Raw genomic sequence first — 25,499 nt, 5'->3', positions numbered from 1 at the left:
AGTGCTTTTGACCTTATTTCAATAAATGTGCTGCAAAGAATTTGCGCAAACGATGCTCGTAATAACGCTTATACACTCCCTCGTAGGTATGTGACTGCCCAGGTAAGATAAGCAGGTCAAAATCTTTACCTGCCTGTATCAGGGCATCCGACATACGCATAGTGTGTGCCGGGTTTACATTGGCATCGGCCTCACCGGCCACCAGCAGTAACGGGCCGGTGATATTCTTAGCAAGCGCCTGGTTTTTGGCAAATGGCTTGCTGAAGCCCTGGTAGCTCTCACCCCAGGTTCGGTTGTAGATGGTATTGTCGTGATTGCCGGACGAAGCTACACCCGCTTTATAGAAATCAGGATAAGTGCCCATGGCGGCAACTGTCATCATACCGCCTCCCGAATGACCAAATATGCCTACACGCGTGGAGTCGATAAAGCTAAACCGGCGTGCCAGTTGTTCCAGGCCATACTTGTCATCTTCCAGCGCATTGTCTCTAAGGTTCCCATAACCATATTTGTAATAGGCGGCGTTACGAATAGGGGAGTTGCCTCTGTGCCCCATACATACTACTATAAAACCTACCTGCGCCAGGGCTGTATTGTTATACCTGTCTGTTACAGTGAATTCTGTCCAAACAGTTTCTATCTGCGGACCTGGGTATACCTGCGATATGATGGGGTATTTGCGGGTAGAATCGAAATGGAAAGGCTTCCACATAAGACCATACAGGTCTGTGATACCGTCAGCTGCTTTTACTACAAAAGGTTCCGGCGCCTGCCAGCCTGATGCATATAATGCTGTGAGATCGGGCTGGTAGGCTTCCATGATGAACTTGCCTGAAGTACTTCTTACGATCGTTTTCGGGCCCTGGTTTATCGTGGAGAAATGGTCGATAAAGTATTCCCTGTTGGGGGAGAGAAATACGCCGTGAGTAGCTGTTTCAGGCGTCAGCAATGTAAAGCCGGTGCCATCGAAGTTTACTTTATACAGGTAGGCGTAATAAGGGTTGACGCCTTTTTCCCTCCCGTAGCCATAAACGTAGATGCATTTTTTAAGTGTATCTATACCCGCAAGTTTACCTGCTGTCCAGTCTCCGGTTGTTATGGCATTCAGGAGTTTGCCTTCGCTGTTGTAATGGTAATAATGGCCCCAGCCTGAACGGTCGCTCCACCATATGATGTCTTTCCCTTCATTCACGATATACTCATGAAACATATCTTCATTGATGAATGGCTTACTGGTTTCATGTATCACTACGCGGAGAACACCTGTTTCGAGATTGACAGCGCATAGCTCCATTTCATCGCGGGTACGTTTCCGGCGGATAATATAGATTTCCTTTTCTGGTAGTTTGGAACCTGTTATCTGTACTTCCTGGTCCGGCCATTTTGCAATGTTAATCTTTCTCAGCGTGTCCGCATCTATAGACCCGATATACAGTTCATATTGCGCAACGATACTATCGCCGGGCATTTCATATTTGTAGGTGTTCAGATACGGACGTCCGAATGAAGTGGAGCTGATTACACTCATGGTGGGTACGCGGCGGTTGTCTTTACGGATAAGACAGAAGTATCGCGAATCCTTGCTCCAGCAGGCATTGGTAGGCGTATGCCCGTTCATATTGGTTTCTGCTACGGAAGAGTAGGAGTTGAAAAGGGAACCGTTGCTGGTAAGCGCTTTGCCTGTAGAATCCGCTTCGTGTTTCAGGTAGAGATTATGATCCTGTGCATATAGCTGCCATTGCCTGTCGGGCGAGGTGTCTGTTCCATAAAACTTAAATGTTTTCGGGAGTGACGACGGTGTATCCTTTGCCGGTTCTTTGGTTTTGGCTGATGGTGTAACCCTGTATACCTGGCGTGCTTTGGAAACAGGGGCTTCTACGGTAAAGGTGAAGCTTTTGCCATCTGCCGAAAAAAATGGTACAGGCGTCAGAGAGCCCGTAAGCTTCTGCAGTTGCAGTGCATCGTATTTCTCTGCTTCGTCGAAGGCAGGCTTTTGTGCTGTTGCATAACAGGTGATCAAGGTAAGCCCTGCTATTAGCCATCTATTTCGCATGTAGATCGATTTCTCTTTGTTTATATTCTTTACAGATGTTTACCAGGAATGGATTGGTAGAGGTTTTTACTATCCTATCGGCAATAACGCCGAACCCATCGTATTTGTAGTGGGGAATAGACAGGCACATAGCGATATAGTCGAAAACGATAGATTTGTTTTTCTCAGAGAGAGTGTCAACATTCTCTGCTAACAACCTGGTGACTTTTTCTGTGTTTTTGTCAACGGCTGCCTGGGAAATATCCATCAGTAGCAGGAGGTCTTTTTTATCGGGCAGTTCTGTACCTTCTATTTGTTTTTTATACGTAGGTATATCCGTCGGCCGGTATTTCTCGCTATTGGTTTTGGCATTGTACCGGCCCGCTACGAATACCCCTGCAATTTTGCGGTAAATAGAGGATAGCTTACTGTTAAGCGTATCGCGGGGAATAGCAGAAAAGTCGCGCCAGTGTTCTGCCAGGTAGTTGAAGTTTTCGCTGCCCGCGTCGGAGAGATAGAGTGAATAGCGGTTGTCTCCAAAGAGTACCCAGTTTTCGGGTTTGGCTTTGTCGGCCCTACTCAGTTGCTGCATGAGATCTTTGTTGAGCTTTTGAGCAGGTGCTATTTCCATCAACCATATCTTCTGGCAGATGTAATCTCTCAGGAATTCCGATGAGCGCTCTCCGGCATCATAGCGCGCATTCATTACTGCTACTGCATTGTTGGGGTTGGTGCCGGCTTTTGTTTTACTGATGAATTCTGCGGCAGACATGCCACCTACAAACTTTGATACCAGCACACTGTCTTTATTCACCAGTAGGTAAGAGGGATAAGCGCCCACCTGGTATTTTTTGCCCAGTGCTACAGCTTCACCTTTATCCATATCCATCTTGAGGTTGATGAACTGGCTGTTGAAGTAGTCTGCTACGCTGTCTACTGTAAATACATTGGCCTCCATATGTTTACAGGGAATACACCAGCTTGTATAACAATCGATGAAGATGAGTTTGTTTTCCTGTGCTGCTTTGATGCAGGCCTGTGCCAGTGTCAGTGACTGGAATTCTATTTTACGGTGTTGTGCAAAGAGCGCTGTGCTCCATAATATCATTGCAGCACCTGTTACTAATTTTTTGTTCATACGATCGGGTGTATTAGAGCGGTTTCATTAAGTATTCTTTTTCGATGTCTTGTTTCAGCAATTGATAGCGGGTTCTTGTGGTGCTATCCGTATGCGTTTTAGACATGCGGTCTATGTTTTTGAGTGTGTGTACAAAGTAAACATGCAACACTTCATTCGCGCCGTTAAGCCCGCTTGTGATGGCGTTTTTGGATACTGCCTGTATAAGCTGGCTAACCATGCTTCTTTGCAGACTTACATGGTGGGCGTCGGGGATGATTGTTGTACTAAAGTTGTAAAAGACAGTCTTGTCTAAAAGGGTAAATAATTCTGCTGCAGTAAAGGCTTTATTGCCCATTGTATTTTCTGCTGCAACCAGGGAGGCCAATACATCGGTATTCAAAAGGCGGGCAATGATGGCATCCGCCATGCGCTGGAAGGCTTCGTCCATTGTTTCGCCTTTGAGCCTTATGGCTCTCTTGTTTTTCATAAATGCGGGAACGCCGTTGAATAGGTATTGTTCCAGGAAGTTAAAGGCTTGCTGTTGCTCCTTTTTTGAAACATATACTACTGGCGTATCGTTATAGTTCCTCAATACCGGGCGTTCAGACTGACCTCCGATATGCCATAACACGTTTTTAAGATAACCGTCGTAGGTTTTCAGCATGGCTTTTGACAGCTCATCGAATAAGGCCCAGTCCTGGTCGCCACCAGGCATGGCGGCTGTTATACTTTCGAGCTGAGGATATAAAGTAGCGATATGTTTAATCCCCAGCGTAGAGGCATTTACCGCGTCGGCTGCAAGATCGAGACGTTGGGTAAACGGATCATTATTCTCCTGGGGTACATAACGGAGGGCAGTGTTACTGTAAGAGATATTGCTGAGGTATTGTTTCGTCTCCTGTTCGTTCCTGAAGCATTTGTATGCCCAGCCAATAGCGAGAGAGTCGTAGGCGCCCACATGAGCGATGAGTGTGTTTACCGGCAACTGATCGGCTGGCTGTGCTACGTAGTTGAAAGGAATGGCGTCGGTTACGGAGCTCGTGAGGCCATGTGTTTTTACCCAACTGGTATTACGCAGTTGACTTGTGCTGAAGGCGTTGCTTCCGCTGTAGTTGTTTTCCATACCCAGCAATTCACCCATGGCATTGGCTGTTACCCATTCGAGTAGTTCGCCTTTAACCTGGAGATTGTTGAAGTTGCTGATGACGCGCTGATCTTTTAAACCACAGGCTACAAAATACCATGGTAACAGGTTGTCTGCCAGGTGTTCGCTAATGGTGAGTTTGGCAGCGAGGATTTCACCGCTGCGGGGATCTGCTATCACAGACTGGTCGGCGTTGTTGTATACACTTCCCCATTTGATGAGCAGTTTGCCGTATAGAAGACGATTATCTTCTTCATTGCGGCTTATCTGGAAAACATTACGGAAGCCTGCTGCCGCAAACGCTTTTTCCCATTGACGAATGGCTTGTTCTACATAGGGAACAAAGAGGGAAGGCATGTTGCGATCTATGTAAACAGTGATGGGGTTGGCTGGTGCAACCAATACCCCGTTCTGGTAGGCGGTGGTATCGGCAGGTTTTACAGAGAGGTTCCATTTGCGTATGAGTTTTACATTCTTTACGCTGTAAGGACTTTTACCAAAATCATTAAAAGCGACTGTAGAGAAGCCGATGCGGGGATCCGATTCGCGGCCCTGCATTTGCTCGTCATGTAATAGCTGAAAGGTGAGATGGAGGAGGAAGGCACTGGCGATTTCCATTTTTTTGCCACCACCTTGTGTAGACTGATCTGTTTGCGTGCGTAAGACGGTGAAGGTTACTGCGTCATTGGCTGCTTTTATGGTTTGTACGCCTGATCTTTCAGGATCGGGGCGGCTGAGCGCATTAAAGTCGCGGAAAGAGAAGAATTGCCCGCCTTCTCTTAGCTGGCGGCTGAGGTCAATGATCACACTGCCCGGAGCTTTACCATAGGCTTCTATTTTAACGACAAAGCTTACGGGGACAAGATTGGATAAGCGAACCAGCGGTTCCATCTCCTGGTTGTAAGAAGGAGAGACGGCTTCCTTGTATTCCTGCCTGATGATATTCAGGTGAGAGGAGTCGCCCTGGCTGAATTTTATAACACCCGAGCTGGGCGCTATCAGGCTCGAATAACCTTGTGTTATATCACCTATCACCAACACGTCTTTTTCTAAAATCTGTGCTGGTATTTCCATGTAATACTTATCGTTATCCTGGTATATGGTAAAAGTACCAGGGGTTATTTTCATACTGGCTTTATAGAATTTATCGAAGGAGAGGGGGCGCTCTGCTGCATATAGTTTGCTGTACATTACTATTGCAGCCAGCGTGATCCGTATTATATGTTTCATCTTATTAGTCACTTTACTACTTTACAGTTACGAATTATTTCTGATAGGCTTTCCTGGTTCCTGTTTTCCACATTTCAATAAGATCGGCGAGGCCTCTTAAATGCGCTGCCGATAAATGGTCTTTGTTGATGGCGGCGCCTGCGCGTGCTGCGGCAGATGCGTTTTCGAGCATTTTAATGAGTTCCCTGTTTATAGGATCCGGCACGGCACGGCTACCAGCATGGGTAAGCAGTTTGTTTGTGAAGGATGATTGGATAAAACGATCGTATTGCGAAATGGGCTGTCCATTGCGGATATTGCCGAAAATGGTTGTGTAGAGTTGTTGCAGGAATTGTTTGGGCTGATAGTCTGCGCTGCCCGCTACAGCGTTGTTCCGGTTGATGAAGTAGTACCGGGATAACAGCCGGCCCATCAGGTCGTCGTAAGGCCCTGCCACGTCTCTGGCGAAATTGAATCGTGTTTTGGTGAGGATATCTGCGGGATACATCCATGTGGGTTCTTTCAGCATGAACTCACAGATATAATTCACCGCTTCCTGCTGTAGCGCTTTACTTACGGGGATGAAATTATCTTTTTGTTCGGCACGTAATGCCACATCGATTGAGTCGCCACCAATGTTCTTAAGTACATGCCCCAGGTAAGTATAATAGCGGCCTTCTACGGCACGGTACATAGACCTGAGCGTGGCGTAGTCGTCTTCGGTAGTATTATCGGCCCATTCCTCGAGATGCTGCATGGTACGTTTAAGGTTGGCTATGCCCAGCCGGCTTGCTTTCATGCTGTTGTTGCCTACATCTTCAGATTGTACGCGGGGATCGCCAATGGTGCTTTCGTCGAGGTAAAAGCAGCGATGGTCCTTACGCTGTTCTGATACCCATTGTTCGAGTTCTTTGCTTTCCTGGTAGGGATTGGTTGGGGTGGTATTATAGCGATAACCCCACGCGATGGCGTAGTCGTCGTAAACGCCGATCCTTGGAAATAAATCGTCCTGTGTCATGCCGTCGCCCGGCTGAGCTACATAGTTGAAACGCATATAGTCCATCACCGAAGGCCCGAAGCCATGTTGACGAACATAAGCCGGGTTGCGGATACTGTCGATGTCGTAGGAGTTGCTGCCCGCAAAGTCGTGACGCAGGCCTATGGTATGGCCTACTTCGTGCGTGATAACGTTCTGGAGCATTTTACCTGCGAGCGCTTTGTTCATAGGCAGGTTCCGTGCCGCGGTATCGGTAGCGGAACACATGGAAAAATACCAGCGTTGCAATAACTCCAGGATGTTATGGAAAACAGCGATGTGAGAGCTTAAGATTTCGCCGGAGCGCGGATCTACAAGCTGTGGACCATAGGCATTGGCCATCTCGGAAGGTTTGTACGAGATATAGGAATAACGTGCATCTTCCATGCTGTAAAGAGAATCTTCCGCTGGCGTAGGGGCGAGGCGGGCCAGGATTGCGTTTTTGAATCCTATCTTCTCGAAGCTGGACTGCCAGGCATTTACGCCTTTGATGACGTACGGGATAAGATAAGACGGCATATTCCTGTCTACATAGAACACAATCGGCTTTTGCGGTTCTACGAGTTCGCCCCGCAGGTATTTGGGGATATCTTCTTTACGTGGTTCAATGCGCCATCTGTTGGCGACGGCTACCATAGCTACCTCATTGGGGTTTTTATCGTAGTTCTTTTGAACAGTGGTAAAATACCCGACTCTTTTATCTGCCAGCCGTGGCGTCATCGGTGTTTCAGGCAGCAGGTACCAGGATGCGCCTATTTCCCATCTGGTGGAGTGTGGCGGTTGCTTTTTCTGCGGAGCGCTTGATGCTTCCTCTCCGGGAGAGGCTGCTCCCGTATTGGAAGCAGCCCCATAGCTTTTCTGTGTGCGGAAAACAAGGTTGTTCTCAAAAGCGTTTACACCTATGATCTTTGATTTCTCTGGTTCAAAGGAGCCTAGTTTCAAATCGTCTTTGGCGCCGTTTAAAGAAATGAGATCATTGTCGTCATCCAGCAGATCGGTAAGGTCTATCAGTGAACTGCTATCGGTGTGTGCTTTTATATCGAAAGAGAGATAAGCCGGCAGCAGTCCCGATTTCCATACATGGTAATAGAGATTGGTGGAGTCTGTAGCCTGTGAAAATACCGGGGTGGTAATTTCGATCCGGTCGCCCCCGGCTTTCCTGAAGCGGATAACCCTGTCGTTCATGGCATCCCCTGCGAAGCCGAACCTTTGTGCAGGATTACGCTGACGCTGGGCAGAGCCTTTAATGATAGTGATGCTGGTGAGTATATCGCGACCCAGCAGGCGATCGGGTATTTCTGCCAGGTATCGGCCTTCCTGCACATACAGGTTGAACATACCGTAGTAGCTGTTGTGATTTGCTTTGATGATATCGCGCATATCAGGAATCCCCTTTTTCTCTTGCTGTGCGCCTGCAATTGCGGGCATAGCAAACAGGGCTGCCTTTATGAGCCATTGCTTTCTCAGTTTCATTTCCTGTTTTCTTTAGATATACTTATTGACCCTTGGCGGCGTTGCCAATTTTCTGAAGATCCACCTGGTATTCGTTGATGAAATAGTTGCGAACCATATTGTACCGCTGTCTTATTTTACCATTTTTATCTTTTGTAGCATTCAGTATGCCGGCTGCGGTTGCATCGGTATCGGCAACGGAGGTATTTAATTCTTTTTCGGAATAATTTACCATTGCTGCCATATAAGCATTCCAGTCGCCCTGGGCAGTAAGCCCATTGTAATACACCTGGAGAATTCCCTGTGCATAAGCTGCTCCCTGCGAAGTATAGGTAACCCCGTAGTTCACGGAACTGGAGAAGGTAACCGGGGGAACTGATAAGGTGCGGCTTGCTATACTTTTTATGAATTGACTATTGGTTCTTGCCATGAAATTCCGCTTGTCGGTAGCTGTCAGCTTTGTGATGGTATCGCTTCCGAAGCCAACGGTTATGTTATCGTAATTATAGTAAGCGGGAATAGGTTTCGTTACCTTGGAATAGGCAAAAACCGGGACAAAGACATAACCTGCATATACCGAATCAAGCTTGCTGCAGAGCAGTATTTTCGAAGGCAGGAATTCTTTCAGGAATTTATCGGAATAATAGCTGAACCATTGTGATTGTATGAGATCCAACTGGGCAGATATGTAATTCACGTTGGCAGGAGCTACTTCTACGCCGGTTGACCAGAAGCCGGTGCTGGCCATGGTTGGCTTTGTATTGGCAGTAGGAGACCAGTACACATCACGGTCCGTGAACTGATACAGCAGGTAGGTGCCGTATTGCTGGTGATAGCTGACGATGCGCGTATCGAAATCATGGTTGCCCTGCGGCAGGGTATAGGTATCTATGATGCCGGATGGCGTGGTATCTACAGCTTCCTTTTTGCATCCGGAGACAACTGCGCAGAGAAGGAGGATGCCGGTAGTTATATTTAATTTCATTGTAATTTTTTTAGAATGCATGTAATTAACGGGGATTCTGAGCCAGTTCTGAGTTGCTGTTGATGGCTGTGTACGGCAGCGGCAGGGCATACAGGTTACTGTTTGCTGCTATTGTGCTGGTGACAGGCTGACCATCGGTTCCTGTGAATACATGGGTTACGGGCAGGCCCCAGCGTTTGAGGTCAACCCAGCGATGTCCTTCCTCCAGGCATAATTCGCGGCGGCGTTCGTCCTGGCAGAACTTATATAGTTCGGCCGGATCGGTAATGGATACGGGACTGTACGTTGCGCTACGGCTATCGTAGCGGCTTTCTCTTAGTGTATTTAAGTCGTTTAAAGCCTGCTGGCGGTCGGTATTGTTACCGGTAAGAGCCGCACGCTTGATAAGCGCCTCGGCTCGGTTCAGATAGAGCTCGGCAACTCTTAATCCTCTTGCGCCATACACGGCTGCCGGCGTAAATTTTTGAGCGCGGTAAGGAGTGGAATTAACATGCGTAGAGAAGTAAACCTTATAACGCAGGTCACCATAGTTGAATGAATCGACTCCTTTGTAATAAAGTTGCAGCAGACTTGTTGAGGCGGCATATGGAGGAACGATCCCATTAGTAGGAACCGGGAAATATGGCTCCGAATACTCTCTGCTGCCGAATACCCATATAGTCTCGGCATTGGATGTATTGAAAAGCCCCAGGTTCGTGACCGTTTTATTGGCGTTAACAAAACCTGTTAACTTAACCAGGCTGGAATTTTGTGCCAGGGCCAGGGTGGCATAATCGATGGCTTTGGTGAGATCATCGGCACCACCGCGGTACAGGTACATGCGGGAAAGTAATGTCCATGCAGCCACATTACCTACACGGAATGCATTTGCAGGTGTGTAGTTGGCGGTTAGTAATTCGGCAGCCTGCAGGAGGTCTTTTTCTATCTGGTCATATACTGCTTTAATACTGGCGCGTGTTATACCACCGTCTTTTACTTTTGAACTCAGTACTAACGGAACGCCGGCAGTAGTGGCAGGATCGATGTCAGAACGGGTATAAGGCTGCGCATACGCTGTTACCAGTTTCAGGTAATAATACGACCGTAAAAACAGGCATTGACCCCGGACGGCATTTTTTTCCTGTTCGGTACCGGACATCTTGTCGATGTAATCCAATACTACATTACATCCTTTTATCTTGGAATAACATATCTGGTAAACATTGGCGCCGTTGGGAATGATATTGTTGGCGTCGAACATGGTAGGATCGAAGCGAAACATGGCCGCGCCTGTTTGCAGGGCGGTGAGATAGGTTTGGTCAAAGTTGCCGCCGGTGCCACGGGAAGGACCGTTGCATTGTACATCATCGGTAAGGATATCGAAGTTGTCGATGGCTGTAGCCGCGGGGTACGCGTCGGCATACATGAGGGAAGATAGTTCCGAAATGTTACCGGGCCTGATTTCATCCTGGCTGTATTCTTCCAGGAATTTTTTACACGAGCCAAACAGTGTGCTTACAAGTATCAGACTATATAGGGTGATTCGTTTCATGCTTTCTTGCTTTAGAGACTTACGTTAATGTTACAAGTATAAGACCTGGTACGTGGCTGCCCGCCGGTGGCAACTTCAGGATCGATGCCACGGAATCCGCCGGCATTGACGGAGAATACATTTGAAATGCCGGCTCCTATATTGATCGATTTGAAGCCAATACGCCGGGCCAGTTTATTGTCAACCATATAGCTAAGGCTTAGGTTGTTACAACGCAGGCTGGAAGCGCTTACGATCCTGTCGGTACTGTAGTTGTACATTTCATAAGGGCTAAGGGAAGTTTTCCCATTAGGCAATGCCACATAGGGAACTGCTGCATCTGGCAGGCCAGGCATGGTAGCAGTTGGATTTCCCGGTGTCCATCTGTCGAGAATGTTACGGGAAAGGTTCTGGTATTCTGTTGGCAGATCACGTGTAAGCTTGTACAACGGGGCAAGGAATTTTTTGCCACCTAACTGTAAATAGAAACTGGTAGAAAGGGTGAGTGTTTTGTAACGTAAATTCATACCTATGCCTGAGGTGAAATCGGGATTGGCTTTACCTGCATAGGTCATATAAGTAGTTGGATCGTTTGCTACATCGGCACCGTCTTTATAGGTAAGATCTATTTTCGGCTGGCCATTGGTTGGGTCAATGCCATCGAACCGGAAAGCATAGAATCCGCTTACAGGGTTGCCTTCTTTGTAAAGGCTTCCTCCAATAGCTGTTTGATAGGTGACAAGCTGGTTGGCGCCTACTTTTTTAACGGTATTGATATTTTTGGAGGTGTTGACGCTCATCGACCAGGTGAAGTTTTTGGTTCGCAACGGCACAAAAGCGGCAGTGACCTCGTATCCCTGGTTATTCATAGAACCACCGTTCACAAGCATGGAGGTAACACCATATTCAATCGGAATATTCAGGGTAGTGATCATATCCTTACCGCGTTTGGTATAGTATTCGGCACTTACCTGTACTTTGTTGTTGAACAGACTGAGGTCAAGACCAAGGTTGACGCTGAGGTTTTGTTCCCACCGCAGATCAGTATAAGGCAGCTTGGTGATGCTTAAGAGATTGTCGCCGGTATAAGGATCAACGGCAACGCCTCCATTGGCATTACTGGAAATCTTTACAATCAGGTCAGGACTTGCACCAGCTGCGATATTCCGCTGGTAGCCGACTGATGCCCTGGCGCTTAGCATAGAAAGCCAGCTGTTTTTTTCGAACCATTTTTCATTGGAGATATTCCAGCGCGCCCCACCCGCATATACCGGGTTGAATTTTTCATTGGTGAGCTGGCCAAAGCGGTTCGACCGGTCGGTACGCACGCTCATATTAAACACGTAACGGTTGTCGTAGCTATAGTTACCGGTAAGGTAAAGCCCCATATTGTTGGTGAGGTTATCGGTGATCTTCGGCGTCATTTTAGTAAGCAGATCATTGGGCGTATTGGCAGAGGTTACAACGGAAGGTAAAACTGCGAACGACTTACCCCTGTCTCTGAGATAACCATAGTTGGTAACGTTAAAGCCGTTGTATCGTTGGCTTTGCAACTCCTGACCAAACATGAACCCTATTGCATGTTTTCCGCGAAATACTTTGCTATAGGAAATACTGTTGCGCCAGTTCCATGCATTGCTGGTGGAGGTTAATTCATTGAGTTCTCCTCCTATGGGAAGGCGGCTGTTCTTATAGGTGAGGTCTACCGATTTTACCGTGCCGTAGTCTGAATAACGCAAAGTAGATGCTACATATTTCGACTGTTCGGTTGCATAGGTTTCACCATTGGTGCTAATGGCGTTATAGCTGAACAGGGTTTGCAGCCTTAAACCGGGAATGATTTCATAGTTAGCTTCCAGTACTGCATTTGCGGTCAGCACTTTATTGCTGTTACCGGTATTGCCGCGTTCGTTGACAGCGTTGTACAGGTAACCGTTTGATTCCCTGTAAAAGAAAGGACTGCCATCAGCGTTGAACGCAGGTACTACGCGGTTCATGTTTGTTGCATAGTCGTTGGGGTCGAACTGATAAAATCCTTCTGTATTTTTGAAAGAGCCTGACAAACGTGACGAAAGGGTGAGTTTGTTATTTACACGGCTCATGATGGAAACGTTGGCTGTGTACCCTTTTGAGTTGTTGCCTATAGCTGTACCAGTTGAACTGTTGTAACCGATAGAGGTATAATAAGAGGTATTATTACTGCCACCGGAGATGCTCAGCGTGTGGTTTGTGCTGAATGGATTGCGGAAGAGAATATTAAACCAATCGGTGTTTTCCGATTCCATGGCTGCTACGCGGGAATTGAATTCTTCGGCACTGATTGTTTTAAGGTAGAGATATTCGTTCAAAGCGCCTGCATAACCTATCTGGTTATTGATATTGGCAGAGCCGGCAATAAGACCGCGGTTATAGATTTCCCGGGAAACGGCTACGCGTTCTTTTGAACTCATCATGTTCAGTTTCTCATAATCCACTTTATCGGTCATGCTGAACGAGGTGTTATAGCTGATGTTTACCGGGCCGGATTTGCCGCGTTTGGTAGTAATGACGATAACGCCGTTTGCGGCTTTGATGCCGTAAATGGCGGTGGCTGCAGCATCTTTGAGTACGGTGATATCCTCTATATCGTTAGGGTTGAGCCAGTTGATAGAATTGCCGACGAAGTTGCGGATATAATCGAAGTTGTCTCTGGTAATACCACCGGATGTGTTTAGTTCCTGTGCTTTAAACGGAAGAGGATCCTGCTGGATAATGCCATCTACCACCCATACCGGTTCATCGGAGCCGCTGAGAGTAGATACGCCGCGTACGGTCGTTCTCTGGCGAACGCCTGTTAAACCACTGGTGTTTTGTATGACAACACCCGCAAGTTTGCCTTGCAGCGCCTGTTCCAATGTATTGATACCATTGAGGTAAAGACTTTTTCCGCTAACCGTTGCTGCCGACCCTATGAAGTTGCTTTTCTGAAGGATCTGGTAACCCGTGTTCACCTCTATGACCACATCGGATAGGTTGTCGATTACCGGGAGCATTTTAAGTGAAAGGGTATTTACACCTTTGTTAACCTGGTAGTAGAGCGTTTCGTGGCCAACATACGTGATCACGAGCATGTCACCCGGGGTGGCGGTAAGCGTAAACTGGCCTTTGGAATCGGTTGTTACTGTTTTGGCTTTGCCGCGGATATTGACAGATACACCCGGGAGTACATGACCGGCCGTGTCGGTGATACGCCCTTTCAGCGTGATATCTTCCTCCGGTAATGCTGCAATGAGATCGGTGTATAGGACGGCATTGGCCTGGGATGAAGCGGCAGGCCGGCGGAATAGGGAAATGGTTTTATCCTCTATCCGGAACGAAAATGGCTGGCCTTTCAGTGCCTGGGCAAGGAACTGTTCCAGCGGCATATCCGTAGCCGTAATGGAAACTGGTTTGCCTTCCGAAAGCAGGTTCTTGCTGTAGAAGGCTACATAACCTGTTTGCTGTTTAACGATAGCGAACAGGTCTTTCAGCGATACTTCCTTTTTGGAGAGGGTAACCGTTTGAGCCGACCCCGAAGCATACGCCTGAACAAAAGCAACAGTAAGTAAAATAGCGGTTAGTTTCATGACTAACAGAGTTTTGGTGAGAAGCGCGTGCTTTGCGGCTTTGGCTGTATACACAGCTCCGCCTGCATCGCTTCTGAATGCAGTTTTTTGCATAATTTGCGATCAGTTTTGGTGATTGAATAAGTGGTTGCGTAACCCCTTTTACATGAACCGGAATCTTTCGCCGGAAGCGGGCTCAATCGCTTCCGGTTTTTTATAGCCGGATCAGTTCTTTTGCCTGTTTATTTCGTAATAATCAATTTCCTGTTTTTTTCTATTCTGAAGGTGAGATCTGCATCCGCCAGCATTTTCAGCAATTTCTCGAGGCTTACGTTTCTGCTTATTTCTCCGTCGAACGGAATCTCGGGAATGCCATTCTCATATATTACTTCTATATCGTACCAACGTTCCAGTTGCTGCATAGCTTCTGCCAGGCCGAGGCCGTGGAAGTTGAATAAGCCGTTTTTCCAGGCCACAATTTTGTCGATATCGGCATTGTTTATAATGGTGATGCCTGATGCACCGGATGTGCTCGACGCATTGCCGATAACGGCTTGCTGGCCTGGTTTTATTATTATTCCTTTCTGGCTGCTTTGGGCTCGCTCCTGACCTGCGACTATTCTGATACTGCCTTCCACCAGCGTGGCCTGCAGGGCTTTGCCGTTGTCGTAAGCGTTGATATTAAAGCTGGTGCCAAGCACTTCTATGCCTGCTTTGCCGGCTATGTCAATGAGGAATGGGCTATGGGCATTGGGAGCTACCTCGAAGTAGGCTTCTCCGTTTATAGATACGCGGCGTTCTTTGGGGCTGAATGCGGTTGGGAAGCGGATAGTGCTGGCTGAGTTTAACCATACCTGTGTACCATCCGGCAGGGTAATACGAAACTGCCTGCCGCGCGGGGTGTACATCGTATTGTATTCGGTTGTACTGCTGCTATTGCCTGTTGCCTTGTATTCGAGGAAACCATCTTCTAATACGATATTGGCGCCGTTCTCCGTGGCTATCACACCGTTGCCCGCGCTATCTAGCACGAGCTCCTGGCCATTGGCCAGTGTAAGAATTGCGCCGTTTTTACCAGGATTGATAGCCGGTACAGACGCTATATGGCTTTGGTCTGACGACGCTGTTTTGCTGCGCTGTTGCCGCAACAGCACTATGCTCGTGGTCAAAATGGCGATGACAGCCGCCACTTGCATCCAACGGCGCCAGTTAATGGCACGGGGCTTATTCGCTTCTGTAGTTGAAGCGCTGCCCGCAGCACGCTGCCATTGTTGCAACAGCTGCTGTTTCTGGTCCGCATCCATTGCTGTAAAGCCAGGCTGGTCCTCGTTTTCACTTGCAAACCCTGCTGCAATAAAATGCCATTCCTCCGGCGTATCTCCGCTGGAGTCTATTTCCTTCAGAAGCCGGTCCAGTTCTTCCGGGGTTGCTTCGTTGGAAAGCATCTTATTCCAAATCGCCTCTATATGTTCTTTTCGTGTTTGCATGATATGTTCCTAATAATAAGCGATGAAAAAAACTGTCAGGACTATCGCGTCAGAAAAAAAAGTAGAAAAAAAATAAGATCAGGCTGTCCCCGTGCTGCTGCAGCAGGTAACGCAATGCCTGTAGGGCACTCACCATCTGGTTGCGCACCGTGTTCTTTGAAATATTCAGTGTTGCCGCAATTTCATCGTAACTGAGACCTGATTGTTTGAGCTCAAAGATGCGCCGGCGCTGAAAAGGCAAGGCTTCTATACCCGCCGCCAGCAGGCGGCGGGTAGTTTCAAAATTCTCTTTGCTGATGAAACTGTTTTCCGAATGTGGCACCAGTTGCTGTTGTATAAGGTACTGTGCCTTTAATTCGCGTTTATTGCGCCGGATCCAGTCAATAGAACGGTTCTGGGCTATGCGGTAGAGATAAGCGAGCGGGTGACTTAGCGCTTTGAAGTCCTTGCGGCCTTGCCATACCTGCAACCATACATCCTGTACAAGCTCTTCAGCCCAGTGATCAGATTTCGTGATCTTGAGAATATAGGAATAAAGATTATCGGTATGATGCATCATGAATGCAGCAAATGCCAGCTCGTCATTTTCCGCTATGCGGGAAAGCAGTTCTTTCTCGTTATATGCATGGTGATGAGACAATACGGAAACTTATTCTACGGAGCTGCAAACTATGTAAAAAAAGCGTTGACAGCTAATTTATGAGTCCATCCCTCCGCGATCGTTCGGCGGAGCATGTGGCGATGGTATCTATGCACAACGCCGGAGAATCTTGGTTATATATTAATATCTTAATATGATCGGTTGGTTTAAGGGAATTAAGATGCTGTTGTATTTTATATGTTTGCGTATTCGTTTACCTGATCCGCAGCTATGATGCTACTAAAAGAACGCTTTAATAAACCGATCGCCCGCTACAGCTCTTTTATCCGCGAGGCGATGTATGAACGGTTCGAAGGTGATGAGCACGTATTTCTTTATTGGCAGAACGATTTGTTTGTCCAGATTATCATTTGGGTGCTTCCGGTATCTTTTATTGCCCTGGTACCGAGCATGTATTTTGAGGTCAGGGATGGCTATTGGCCTGTTGCTTTGTTGGATGTACTATCATTGATATTAATATATGGTATAGCGCTTCAGCGCAGCATTAACCTGTATTTGCGCAAGGTACTGGTTGCCGTTATAATAGTCGTTTTTTGCATATCCCTGATTGTATTTATGAATGCGCTCGGACTGGCAGGACTCTATCTTTTTAGTCTTAGTGTATTTATGGCACTTTTATTTACAGGAAGGATGGCGTTTGCCGGGCTGGTAGTGAATGTAATTGCCTGTGTGCTCTTTTCTTTATTCTTTTATTGCAGGCCTGAATTGGCTGCCGGTTACCGGTTTTCACTTTATACCTGGGGTATCTATGTGTCCAACTACTTATTTCTTAACCTGGTAGTTGTGGTGCTCATACGACGTTTATTGGGAAGTATAGCACAGACAATGGAAAAAGAATGGTTGCTTAACAGGCAGCTCCAGGAGGAAACGGCAATGAAAAAACAACAAGGTGATAAGTTGCGGGAAATAGCCTACCTGCAATCGCATGTGATACGAGCGCCATTGGTAAATATTATGGGACTGGCTTACTTGATAAGACATAGCCCCGGATCTCAGGTGGAGGAAGAAATACTGGATAACCTCGATGAATCGGTTCTCAGGCTCGACGAGGTGATTAAGAATATTGTAGATCATACAACATAAGGAGGATGGACCGCAATTCCATTCCATACCGGCATATTGTAGTTGCCTGTATTAATTTGTTTGTTTTCTTTGCATGAATTAGTTGTCGTCAAAGTTCATTTGAGGCAGTAGGCTAAATCCTTAAGAATCGCGATGAAAATTCCTCAAATCACTTTTACCCGCTTTGTTGCAGCTATTTTAATTGTTATATATCATTACGGGCTTCCCATTTTTAATTTCAAGTCCTTGGACTTTGTTTTTGAGAAAGCAAATGTAGGGGTAAGCTATTTCTATATTCTTTCAGGCTTTATTATGATGATCGCTTATGGAAGAAAAGAATATATTGATTTTGGGTATTATATAAAGCAGCGGTTTGCACGCATATACCCGGTTTATATCATCGGGTTATTGCTTGCTATTTCGTTGTTGGGAAATGTCCGGCCGGCGGCTGTCGTACTTAGCCTGCTATCATTGCAGAGCTGGGTGCCGGGGTACGCATTAACTTTAAACGGGCCCGGATGGTCTATTTCTGTTGAATTCTTTTTCTACTTATTATTTCCTTTTCTTTTTAATAGCGTTTATGCCAGGAGAAAAAATGCTAGAGGGCCCGCATTCGTTGTATGCTTTATCTGGCTGGTGATCCAGGTGCTCACTAATTGGTTTGTCTCTTCTTCTTATTATCATGGATTTCCTTCGGCTGGCCATGATCTGATCTATTATTTCCCCCTTATCCATTTAAACGAATTCCTTGTTGGTAACATAGCAGGCCTTTATTTCTTACGTCATCCCGGAGGTAAGAAAAATGATATATGGATACTGGTAGTTTTTATTGCCACCTTGCTGGGACTGAAGTTTATTCCTTTGATAGTGCATAATGGATTGATGGCATTGTTTTTTGTGCCTTTCATAGTATTGGTTGCAAAGAATAACGGTTGGTTTAAGCGCTTTTTCTCTTTTCGCTTTTTACAGTACCTGGGTGATGTTAGCTTCGGTATTTATATTTACCAGTGGCCTGTTTTTCTGCTGGTGAAAAGGCTCGTAAAATACTTTTCGTTTCAGAAGATGGGTAAGGTTACTGGCTTTTTTGTATATATAGTCTTCCTTATCGCTATTGCGGTACTGAGCTATGAATTAATTGAAAAGCCCGTGAAGAAATATGTGAGTAAAAGGCGGGGTTCGGGAAGCGATGTATTGAAGTCCTGATTCAGTAAAGAGATCATAACTTTTCTTCCCTGTAATGCTCCAATACTTTCAATGCTTCAGGTAGCGCTTTAAACTGCTTTATCTTTCACTTGTTTCCATTCGTGCTCTATATGCGTCATTAAAAGAGCGTTATCGAATTGTATGCTGCCTTTGGGGAAGATAGTTTCATTTTCATAAAAGCTGGAGTGAACCTTGGATACTTCCAGCGATTTTACCTGCCATTTATACGTTTGAAGTTCGAGACCTTCATGTTTTTCGCCGTTAGGAGAGTAGCCAATCGATCCGGTTTCAAAAAAGGCAGAAGCATTTTCCAGTGTTCCGAAAATTGAATTGACAGGAAAGTTGTTTGTTGTCTGGCAGTCTATCGATATACTTGTATTGTCTGAACTGGTAAAATCAATATGATAATTGCCGCTTCCTTCTGCTACATTGAATTTTGCAAGATAATGTTTGCCGGGAAAGAGCCTGCCGCCTGCTATCGCATTAAATCTTTGTGCAGTATCACGGCGCGGGATATATACGCCTTGTTTTGTCATGCCGCCTTCTTCCCATTCCACTGCTATGCGGTGCGCGCCATTTTCGGAAGATATACCCAGGAAGTCCGGAAAGCCTTTTGGCTTGAGATGCTTGAAACGTATAAGACAGATGCCAACGATTGCCCTGTCCTTATACAGTTTTGGGCGGAAAATAGATGGCAATAAGTGACTTACAATTTCCGGCTCCGTTGTAAAATTAACAAGGATACGCCGGTCAATATACCCATGCATAACAGGTAGTAGCATCATAAGTGGTTTGCTACTAAGTTAACTAAAGTACACAGAAAAAGGATGCTTGGCTGGCGGCGACGATGAACAGGTAGCATGTTTATTCCTGCACCGAACTTAAATTTAGATTTATATGCCAGCCAGGCATTTCCGTATATAAAAATTGCATGATCTCTTCTCTCTCAGTTTCGCTTTTGATACGCCCGGTAATGACAAGTTCCTGCTGTATGGTTGCAGCTACGTTCAAATCAGCGATCTGAAAACGCGTTCTTAGTTTCATACCAAGTTGTGTGGCTATTTCAAATGCTTCACGGGATAATCTTACCTTTTCCTGTAATTCCTCGGAGTGTTTATCAAAATCGGATGAACTCATAAAATGTTGTTTGGTGTTTAAGGCGGAGTTATTTTTTATCGATGCATACCTGTAAACCGCTGCCATAGTCCGTTCCAGAAGCGGTGTCTTTCCATTTTTCGATGAACATAGGGTGTGTTTTTGCTCTTTTATGCAAAAACTGAACCAGTTGTAGAGTGGTGTGCGGCCCTGTTTTACCTTTTGCGTAATGCGCGTATCTGCATTTTGTAGGCTTGGGGAAGCAGGATTTGTTTGATTAGTTGGTCTGCTTTGATGAAACGGGCAAATTTATAAAATGGTAAGGCTAGGCGAAGCAAAGTAAAACGAGGAAGTGGCAGCAGGAGGCGCACCTGGCTGGGCGTTAAAATCTGTTGCGCGTGCAAAAGGAGTTTAAACCTGGAATGGCCCAGGTGTTTTTTGTATTGTGCATAGAGGTCGTTGGTAAAATCACTTTTCAGCAGGTTGTTTTCCAACAGGTATTGGCGGTGCTGTTGCCAGCTGGCAAGATCCGGAGGCAGGGATGCCAGCTGCATACGTTGTCCTACCCTGTGGAACACATCGAAAACAGCTGCATGCTCCTGTTTTGTAAGTGGCCGTTCTATCAGTTCATAAGAGCGTATGCTGTAATCTATGAGCATATACAATACCTCCAGGTAGGCGACATCTGGGATACGGCTATTCCTTGCAGCTTCTACATCGTTATGGATAGCTGCGATACGATCGATGGCTGCATGCGCTTGTAGGGTATCCGCAAATACGATTTGCTGGGCATATTGTACAGTGGAAAAGAGTCGCCCAAGGGGATCGGATGGTAAGCGGCCTGTGAAATACAGCCAGTCGACCGCTTTGTTTAATGCAAATTCTGCGGCTGCGCCGGCGAAGATCAGGAGCACTGTGTCTTCATTACCCCAGATCTTACGCACGATGGAATCGTGTGAAACGAATGGCTGGTTCATATACCGGAGTTATATAGAGTGGGTGACTGCATCATGGCTGCGTTTTTTACGAAATAGATATTCAAGTGTTATGATGGTAGCTACACCGAGAGTGTAGGCCCAGATGTCGGTCCAGGTGAAATAGCTGCCCAGTATGGTTCGCATGATACCCGGTTCCGTGAATCCCAGTTTATCGGCCATGCCCCAGTACTGAAGTCCCTCGATGAGGTAGGAGAACAGGAGGACGCCGATGGCAGCAGGCAATACAGGAAGTGTTACAATGCTCATGAGCATACAATACAGCAGCATAACGACAAGATAATCGCCAACATAGGGTCTGATGAAGTCGTCATGTAAACAGGCGCCTATATAGATCTCTATGGCCAGCAGGAGGATGGCCAGAAGAAAGTAACGGATGTTAAAACGAAATATCTTGTTCATGAAAGCGCTTTGTTTTGCAAAGTTAAGGCGAAAGTCTTGGAACATCCAAGGTTTGTGAAATAAAAATATCGGGTGGCGAAGCTGGCATCTTTGTTATGTCAATACCATAGATGTTTTTTTAAATTCCCGAAATGTAATTGTATTCCGCCGTTGCGATCACTATGCTTATCGACAAGTAGGTGGATTGGGGTGGCAGTTGTTAATACCCCATTTTCTTCAATGCTGCTCTCACAGAAGAGACTGTTTTATATTTAGCCTTGTGGCTGCCGGTTTTAGTTTCGCCTTCAAACCCTCCGTCTAGCTTATCGCTTATTTCTTTATAAAAACTAAGTTTTGCGGGCGGGTTATTGAGATCCGGCACATCATATACCTGCGTATCGTAAAAGTCGCCGTCGATATGAGCGCCTCTACGGCGTTGCGGCCATTTGATCATAATGACTATTTCACGTTGTTTGTCTTTGTCAGCGTTCGCAAATAATACCGATTCAATGACAGATCTACCGTCGTCAGGCTGAATGGTATCTATTAATACACGTCTGTATTGCCGGTTTGTTCCGGGAATAAGCAGGTAGCCGGTGACAGATTCTTCTTCACTGTCCTCTACAAAATAGATAATGACTTTCCTTGTCGAGTCCCATTCGGCAGTTTCTATAACCGGGTGGGGCAAGTACTCCCGGTTTGTTATTCTTTTGACGAAAGCCTCTGCAGTTTCATTATTGTTCCGGTGAAATGACTGGGCTTTAGTGGTATATAAAAAAAGTAGAAGCAGGAAAAAATATTTTGCTTGCATGTTTTGAGAAATGGGTAATCGGTTGGGGTATTAATATGTAATAGTTGCTTTAAGGCTAAATACGAACGAATTGATTAATAAATTCGCTGTAAGGTAATTGCTTCCTTGCTAACGGGGGAGACAGCTTACAATGACCTGAGGATGGCAATGAACTTTCTGATTACCGAAATAGTCTCACTATCTAGTCCTGATTGAAGAACGAGATTATGGTGAGAAATAGGTCATCTTGATGTTTGCGGCCGACCTGATGGAATAGGTGGGGATTCTGTATAATCTTTCCTTTTGCTGTACCGTTGTCCCATTGTGTAGGCAGTTGCTGCATAAAACAGGCTCTCTGGTTCATTCAAATTTGAACTAACTTACAGTAAAAAAAAACATGTATCAACAGTTTTCCGATAATTTTTACAAGCTTAGCACTTACATAACCATAATAAGGCAGTTTAAGGAAGATATTTCTGAGGTGGAAGTAAAAAACGAAATTAAAGATGTTTTTGGCAAGCGGTATTGTCGGGTTTATATAAATATAAAGCTAAAAGAAGGCTCGGATAAAGAATATGATCTCAATAAATCATTTTCTGATCATTTTCGATATGAAAAAGAATACTTTTCATTTTATCTGGGATCAGGTAGTTATCGTGATGATGATGATTTTAGATTGTACAATAGGGAGGAAGAGGTGCATTATAATTACATCTGGAATTTTCTCGCTTGGTTTATAAAGAATGATAATATTCAAGTTGTTGATAGGCCATTTATAAGTGAAAAAACAATTCGTCGACAACAAATACGTCAGGAAAGAGAATGTGAAGAAAGAATAAAGCGCGAAGATGAGGCCGTGCAAGATCTACTTCCAGAGGAAGGGCAGTTGATTGCCATAAAACAATGTTCTCATAGTTCAATTCGTATAGGATTGATCACCCAGATTACACTGCAATCACGGAAAAGCTCCTTCTCTATGACAATTTCAGAAGTGAAAAAAGATTTATCAATAGGAAAAGTACAAATTAACGATGTTTCCAAAAGAAAAATATATGCATTGATAAAAAAGGAAAAATTGCCAACAAAATCAAAAACAGACTTGATTGCTAAAATTGAAAGTAATAAATCCTTTGAGGGATTAATTTGGAGAAGGCCTCAGGGACTTTGGGAATAACCATCACTCATATATGTAATATGGGAAGAAACAATATTGTGAATATGGCTAATAATATAATAAATAAACTATCAGATCCATCTGTAGAATCTAAGGTTGAAATTATTCACTATTTGATTAAGCGAATAGAACGAAAGCAAACAAATGAATTGTTTGCTGAGTCAATACTTGACCATCTTCTTGAAAGGGAAAAGTGCTCCCATTTAAGCCACTATTGTATGGTAGGCCCAAAATATGCATTAGGCTGTTTCGTAGGACATTTTCTATATCACTATGTAACAGAGCCAAATTTTAAGAAGCAGGAGAAACTTCTCGCTACTGCATTAGATTATGTTAAAGCTTTTGAGCCCTCAAACTCAGCCCTATTAAAGAAAACAACTACCACGAAGTTAATACGCACTCTTGAAAACTTCGGGATGCCTTCCAGTTTTCTATTAAATCGTGAGTACAGGCAGCTACGAATTTATTATATACCTTATCAACGCGCTGATTTAAATGGAGCGTACTATCCTCATCTGAATAGCATTGCTTCTTATAAGCCTAAAGAGAAGTCCAGCCCTGAATATATATTTCTCCACGAAATAGGTCATTTGTTTACGTATAATATTACGGGTGATCCTAATAAGGTTCCCGGATCTTTTATTGAATTGAATAAAGTAATCAATCCTACATGGAAAGGTGATCTTGTAGAGGTTTTTGTGGACTTGTTTTCATTTTCCGTAATGGTGGATACCGAATTTGCTTCAAAAAATCCATTTATAAAGAAAATTCCGCCTAACGCTCAAAAAATAATAATAGATTATTTTTCGAAATTAGTCAGTAACTGTGGGTATGCTAAGCAATTGGAATAGCATAAATCGTTCTTGTAATGAGTTTGCATGTTGCTAGATTTTTCATGGAATTGATTTTGGGAAGGAGATAAGATGAAACTTAAGCAAAGCTCCTAATTATACAATATTGAAGAATATTTAGTAGCTATCGCCTAAAAATTGTCAATGGCTTTATTCCTTACAGCATTATTCTTTTAGTCCAGAGGGATAAAGACGTTATAGGCTGTTTCCAGGATATTGCCTTCTATGTCTTCAAAATAGAAGAAAAGACCGTCGAAGCGAGATACCATCGATTGTAACTTTTTCTTCCGTACTGACTTGCTTTCATTCCTGTTCAAAAAAGAAAAATTGCTTTAATGCGATGCATTCCCTGCCTTAACTGGTAGCAAACGCACCAATGCAATGCATAAAATAATAGCAGCCGCAATGGCCATGAAACTGTAACCCATCGCAGCATTAATTGCAGCCGACCGTTGTACAATAAAGAAAACAGAGGTAATGACAGCGGCGCCAATACTGCTGGAAAGCTGCTGTACTGCACTCAGTGAACCGCTGGCGCTGCCTGCTTCTTCGGGGTCGATATCGCCAATGGTAAAATCGAACAGTGTCCCGAAGCAGAACCCCATTCCGCTGCCCATTAAAAAGATCGCGGGAGCAAATGCCCACGGATTGTTGACAGCAAGGGTCAATTGATAAAACATAATACCGAGCCCGGTTAGAATAATGGTTAGGCCAATGCCAATAATATTTCGTCCTGTTTTTTTGATGAGTGGTGGTGTTATGAGAGAGGAAGCGATGATGCCAATTGATAGCGGAACCATTTCCATTGATGCATCAAATGGCGTAGCACCTAAGCCCAATTGCAGGAAAAGCGAAATGAGGTATGCAAGACCAGCTACTATGCCAAAGAAGAAAAATCCGAGAAATAGTCCGGCAGAAAATCCCCTGTTCTTGAACAGCGTTGGTTGGATGATGGGGTTGCTTGCTTTCATCTGTCTCCAGATAAAAAGTAGCAACAGCACTATGCCTGATATGATAATTAAGATAGACCTTGTTTGCCAGTTGTTAGCAGAGCCTTCGATGATGCCATAAAGTAAAGAAAGCATCATTCCGCCTAATAAAACCGAACCAGTACCGTCAATAGTGACCGTTTTATTGCCGGTGTCCTTCGGAAGAATTTTATACGCCGCTATAAAGCCCAATGTGCCAATCACAATATTGATGAGAAAGATAGAGCGCCAGCCACTGTGAAAGATATCGGCACGAATAAGCAACCCGGCGAGAATAGGCCCGCAAATAGTTGCGATGCTCAAAACGGGACCAAAAACAGAAAACGCTTTGGTCATCATCTCCCTTGGAAAATGCGCGGCCATAATAGCCATTCCCTGGGGAATAAGTAAGGCACCAAGAGCGCCCTGAACCAATCTGGCAATGATGATCATTTCGGGCGATACCGCTATCCCGCAAGCAAGTGAAGCCAGCGTAAAACCCGCCATGCCAATTAGGAATAATTTTCGCTGGCCATATTTATCACCCAACCTGCCGCCTACCACCAACAATACGCCCATTGTCAATGCATAACCTGCGCCCAGCCATTGCATCAGTTCCTGGCCGCCACCAAGTGTTTTGGCTATCATAGGAGCAGCGATATTGGTAATAGTAGCGTCCAGCATATCAAGCATATCGGCAACCATTACCACGGCTAAAATGCTCCATAGTCGAATATTTTCTTTCATGTATTCTTGTTTG

20 protein-coding genes are annotated in these 25,499 nt (G+C 45.2%); 4 read left to right on the top strand and 16 right to left on the bottom strand.

Going from position 1 to position 25,499, the window contains the following annotated elements; all coding sequences use genetic code 11:
• Positions 1–13: 13 nt before the first annotated feature.
• From ESB13_RS09900 to ESB13_RS09860, 9 genes are all read right to left on the bottom strand, one after another.
• Entirely contained in the window at positions 14–2,053 is a 2,040-nt protein-coding gene (locus ESB13_RS09900) for a DPP IV N-terminal domain-containing protein (protein ID WP_129002823.1), read from the bottom strand.
• Positions 2,043–3,170 (bottom strand): thioredoxin family protein, encoded by a 1,128-nt coding sequence (locus ESB13_RS09895; RefSeq protein WP_129002822.1) that lies wholly within the window; start codon positions 3,168–3,170, stop codon positions 2,043–2,045. The genes ESB13_RS09900 and ESB13_RS09895 overlap by 11 nt, the downstream gene beginning before the upstream one ends.
• Before the next feature lie 13 nt (positions 3,171–3,183).
• Positions 3,184–5,526, bottom strand: a complete 2,343-nt coding sequence (locus ESB13_RS09890; protein WP_129002821.1) for a zinc-dependent metalloprotease — start codon at positions 5,524–5,526, stop codon at positions 3,184–3,186.
• Between the two features lie 34 nt (positions 5,527–5,560).
• On the bottom strand, positions 5,561–8,014 hold the full coding sequence (locus ESB13_RS09885) for a zinc-dependent metalloprotease (protein ID WP_129002820.1): 2,454 nt from the start codon (positions 8,012–8,014) through the stop codon (positions 5,561–5,563).
• A 22-nt stretch (positions 8,015–8,036) separates the two neighbouring features.
• A complete protein-coding gene (locus ESB13_RS09880) occupies positions 8,037–8,978 on the bottom strand; it encodes a hypothetical protein (RefSeq protein WP_129002819.1) in 942 nt (313 codons plus the stop codon).
• Positions 8,979–9,003: 25 nt separating this feature from the next.
• Positions 9,004–10,509 (bottom strand): RagB/SusD family nutrient uptake outer membrane protein, encoded by a 1,506-nt coding sequence (locus tag ESB13_RS09875; RefSeq protein ID WP_129002818.1) that lies wholly within the window; start codon positions 10,507–10,509, stop codon positions 9,004–9,006.
• A gap of 11 nt (positions 10,510–10,520) precedes the next feature.
• The gene (locus ESB13_RS09870) at positions 10,521–14,186 is read right to left on the bottom strand and encodes a SusC/RagA family TonB-linked outer membrane protein (RefSeq protein WP_129002817.1); all 3,666 of its coding nucleotides are present in this window, start codon (positions 14,184–14,186) and stop codon (positions 10,521–10,523) included.
• Positions 14,187–14,314: 128 nt separating this feature from the next.
• A complete protein-coding gene (locus tag ESB13_RS09865) occupies positions 14,315–15,559 on the bottom strand; it encodes a FecR family protein (RefSeq protein WP_129002816.1) in 1,245 nt (414 codons plus the stop codon).
• A gap of 49 nt (positions 15,560–15,608) precedes the next feature.
• Positions 15,609–16,199, bottom strand: a complete 591-nt coding sequence (locus ESB13_RS09860; protein WP_129002815.1) for an RNA polymerase sigma factor — start codon at positions 16,197–16,199, stop codon at positions 15,609–15,611.
• Between the two features lie 231 nt (positions 16,200–16,430).
• Between ESB13_RS09860 and ESB13_RS09855 the strand changes: the two genes are divergently transcribed.
• Complete coding sequence (locus tag ESB13_RS09855; RefSeq protein WP_129002814.1) at positions 16,431–17,303, top strand: histidine kinase; 873 nt, start codon at positions 16,431–16,433, stop codon at positions 17,301–17,303.
• Positions 17,304–17,435: 132 nt separating this feature from the next.
• Entirely contained in the window at positions 17,436–18,485 is a 1,050-nt protein-coding gene (locus ESB13_RS09850; RefSeq protein ID WP_129002813.1) for an acyltransferase family protein, read from the top strand.
• 68 nt (positions 18,486–18,553) lie between these two features.
• On the opposite strand, the gene ESB13_RS09845 is transcribed toward ESB13_RS09850, so the two are convergent.
• The 5 genes from ESB13_RS09845 to ESB13_RS09825 all read right to left on the bottom strand — a co-directional run bounded on the left by ESB13_RS09845 (position 18,554) and on the right by ESB13_RS09825 (position 21,767).
• Positions 18,554–19,270, bottom strand: a complete 717-nt coding sequence (locus ESB13_RS09845) for a DUF2071 domain-containing protein (RefSeq protein WP_246022485.1) — start codon at positions 19,268–19,270, stop codon at positions 18,554–18,556.
• Positions 19,271–19,349: 79 nt separating this feature from the next.
• Positions 19,350–19,622, bottom strand: coding sequence for a hypothetical protein (locus tag ESB13_RS09840; protein WP_129002812.1), 273 nt, complete (start codon positions 19,620–19,622; stop codon positions 19,350–19,352).
• A 173-nt stretch (positions 19,623–19,795) separates the two neighbouring features.
• A complete protein-coding gene (locus ESB13_RS09835; protein WP_129002811.1) occupies positions 19,796–20,557 on the bottom strand; it encodes an oxygenase MpaB family protein in 762 nt (253 codons plus the stop codon).
• A 9-nt stretch (positions 20,558–20,566) separates the two neighbouring features.
• The gene (locus tag ESB13_RS09830) at positions 20,567–20,977 is read right to left on the bottom strand and encodes a ribosomal maturation YjgA family protein (RefSeq protein ID WP_129002810.1); all 411 of its coding nucleotides are present in this window, start codon (positions 20,975–20,977) and stop codon (positions 20,567–20,569) included.
• Positions 20,978–21,176: 199 nt separating this feature from the next.
• Positions 21,177–21,767 (bottom strand): hypothetical protein, encoded by a 591-nt coding sequence (locus ESB13_RS09825; RefSeq protein ID WP_129002809.1) that lies wholly within the window; start codon positions 21,765–21,767, stop codon positions 21,177–21,179.
• Between the two features lie 376 nt (positions 21,768–22,143).
• Here ESB13_RS09825 and ESB13_RS09820 point away from each other — a divergent pair, with 376 nt between their 5' ends.
• Positions 22,144–22,920, top strand: coding sequence for a hypothetical protein (locus ESB13_RS09820; RefSeq protein ID WP_129002808.1), 777 nt, complete (start codon positions 22,144–22,146; stop codon positions 22,918–22,920).
• A gap of 44 nt (positions 22,921–22,964) precedes the next feature.
• Entirely contained in the window at positions 22,965–23,771 is an 807-nt protein-coding gene (locus tag ESB13_RS09815; protein WP_129002807.1) for a hypothetical protein, read from the top strand.
• Positions 23,772–23,944: 173 nt separating this feature from the next.
• On the opposite strand, the gene ESB13_RS23775 is transcribed toward ESB13_RS09815, so the two are convergent.
• Both ESB13_RS23775 and ESB13_RS09810 read right to left on the bottom strand, forming a co-directional pair.
• A complete protein-coding gene (locus ESB13_RS23775) occupies positions 23,945–24,088 on the bottom strand; it encodes a hypothetical protein (protein ID WP_164974160.1) in 144 nt (47 codons plus the stop codon).
• A 15-nt stretch (positions 24,089–24,103) separates the two neighbouring features.
• The gene (locus ESB13_RS09810) at positions 24,104–25,486 is read right to left on the bottom strand and encodes a DHA2 family efflux MFS transporter permease subunit (protein ID WP_129002806.1); all 1,383 of its coding nucleotides are present in this window, start codon (positions 25,484–25,486) and stop codon (positions 24,104–24,106) included.
• Positions 25,487–25,499 lie beyond the last annotated feature (13 nt).

The sequence above is a fragment of the Filimonas effusa genome (genome assembly GCF_004118675.1).
In the GTDB taxonomy this organism is placed as follows: domain Bacteria; phylum Bacteroidota; class Bacteroidia; order Chitinophagales; family Chitinophagaceae; genus Filimonas; species Filimonas effusa.
Note: the sequence above shows the minus strand (reverse complement) of the source record. Positions and strands in the feature narration are given on the sequence as shown.

Excerpts from the sequence above, each read along its gene's own strand:
- ESB13_RS09900 (WP_129002823.1), bottom strand. The coding sequence starts at position 2,053 with ATGCGAAATAGATGGCTAATAGCAGGGCTTACCTTGATCACCTGTTAT.
- ESB13_RS09895 (WP_129002822.1), bottom strand. The coding sequence starts at position 3,170 with ATGAACAAAAAATTAGTAACAGGTGCTGCAATGATATTATGGAGCACA.
- ESB13_RS09890 (WP_129002821.1), bottom strand. The coding sequence starts at position 5,526 with ATGAAACATATAATACGGATCACGCTGGCTGCAATAGTAATGTACAGC.
- ESB13_RS09885 (WP_129002820.1), bottom strand. The coding sequence starts at position 8,014 with ATGAAACTGAGAAAGCAATGGCTCATAAAGGCAGCCCTGTTTGCTATG.
- ESB13_RS09880 (WP_129002819.1), bottom strand. The coding sequence starts at position 8,978 with ATGAAATTAAATATAACTACCGGCATCCTCCTTCTCTGCGCAGTTGTC.
- ESB13_RS09875 (WP_129002818.1), bottom strand. The coding sequence starts at position 10,509 with ATGAAACGAATCACCCTATATAGTCTGATACTTGTAAGCACACTGTTT.
- ESB13_RS09870 (WP_129002817.1), bottom strand. The coding sequence starts at position 14,186 with ATGCAAAAAACTGCATTCAGAAGCGATGCAGGCGGAGCTGTGTATACA.
- ESB13_RS09865 (WP_129002816.1), bottom strand. The coding sequence starts at position 15,559 with ATGCAAACACGAAAAGAACATATAGAGGCGATTTGGAATAAGATGCTT.
- ESB13_RS09855 (WP_129002814.1), top strand. The coding sequence starts at position 16,431 with ATGATGCTACTAAAAGAACGCTTTAATAAACCGATCGCCCGCTACAGC.
- ESB13_RS09850 (WP_129002813.1), top strand. The coding sequence starts at position 17,436 with ATGAAAATTCCTCAAATCACTTTTACCCGCTTTGTTGCAGCTATTTTA.
- ESB13_RS09845 (WP_246022485.1), bottom strand. The coding sequence starts at position 19,270 with ATGATGCTACTACCTGTTATGCATGGGTATATTGACCGGCGTATCCTT.
- ESB13_RS09840 (WP_129002812.1), bottom strand. The coding sequence starts at position 19,622 with ATGAGTTCATCCGATTTTGATAAACACTCCGAGGAATTACAGGAAAAG.
- ESB13_RS09835 (WP_129002811.1), bottom strand. The coding sequence starts at position 20,557 with ATGAACCAGCCATTCGTTTCACACGATTCCATCGTGCGTAAGATCTGG.
- ESB13_RS09830 (WP_129002810.1), bottom strand. The coding sequence starts at position 20,977 with ATGAACAAGATATTTCGTTTTAACATCCGTTACTTTCTTCTGGCCATC.
- ESB13_RS09825 (WP_129002809.1), bottom strand. The coding sequence starts at position 21,767 with ATGCAAGCAAAATATTTTTTCCTGCTTCTACTTTTTTTATATACCACT.
- ESB13_RS09820 (WP_129002808.1), top strand. The coding sequence starts at position 22,144 with ATGTATCAACAGTTTTCCGATAATTTTTACAAGCTTAGCACTTACATA.
- ESB13_RS09815 (WP_129002807.1), top strand. The coding sequence starts at position 22,965 with ATGGCTAATAATATAATAAATAAACTATCAGATCCATCTGTAGAATCT.
- ESB13_RS09810 (WP_129002806.1), bottom strand. The coding sequence starts at position 25,486 with ATGAAAGAAAATATTCGACTATGGAGCATTTTAGCCGTGGTAATGGTT.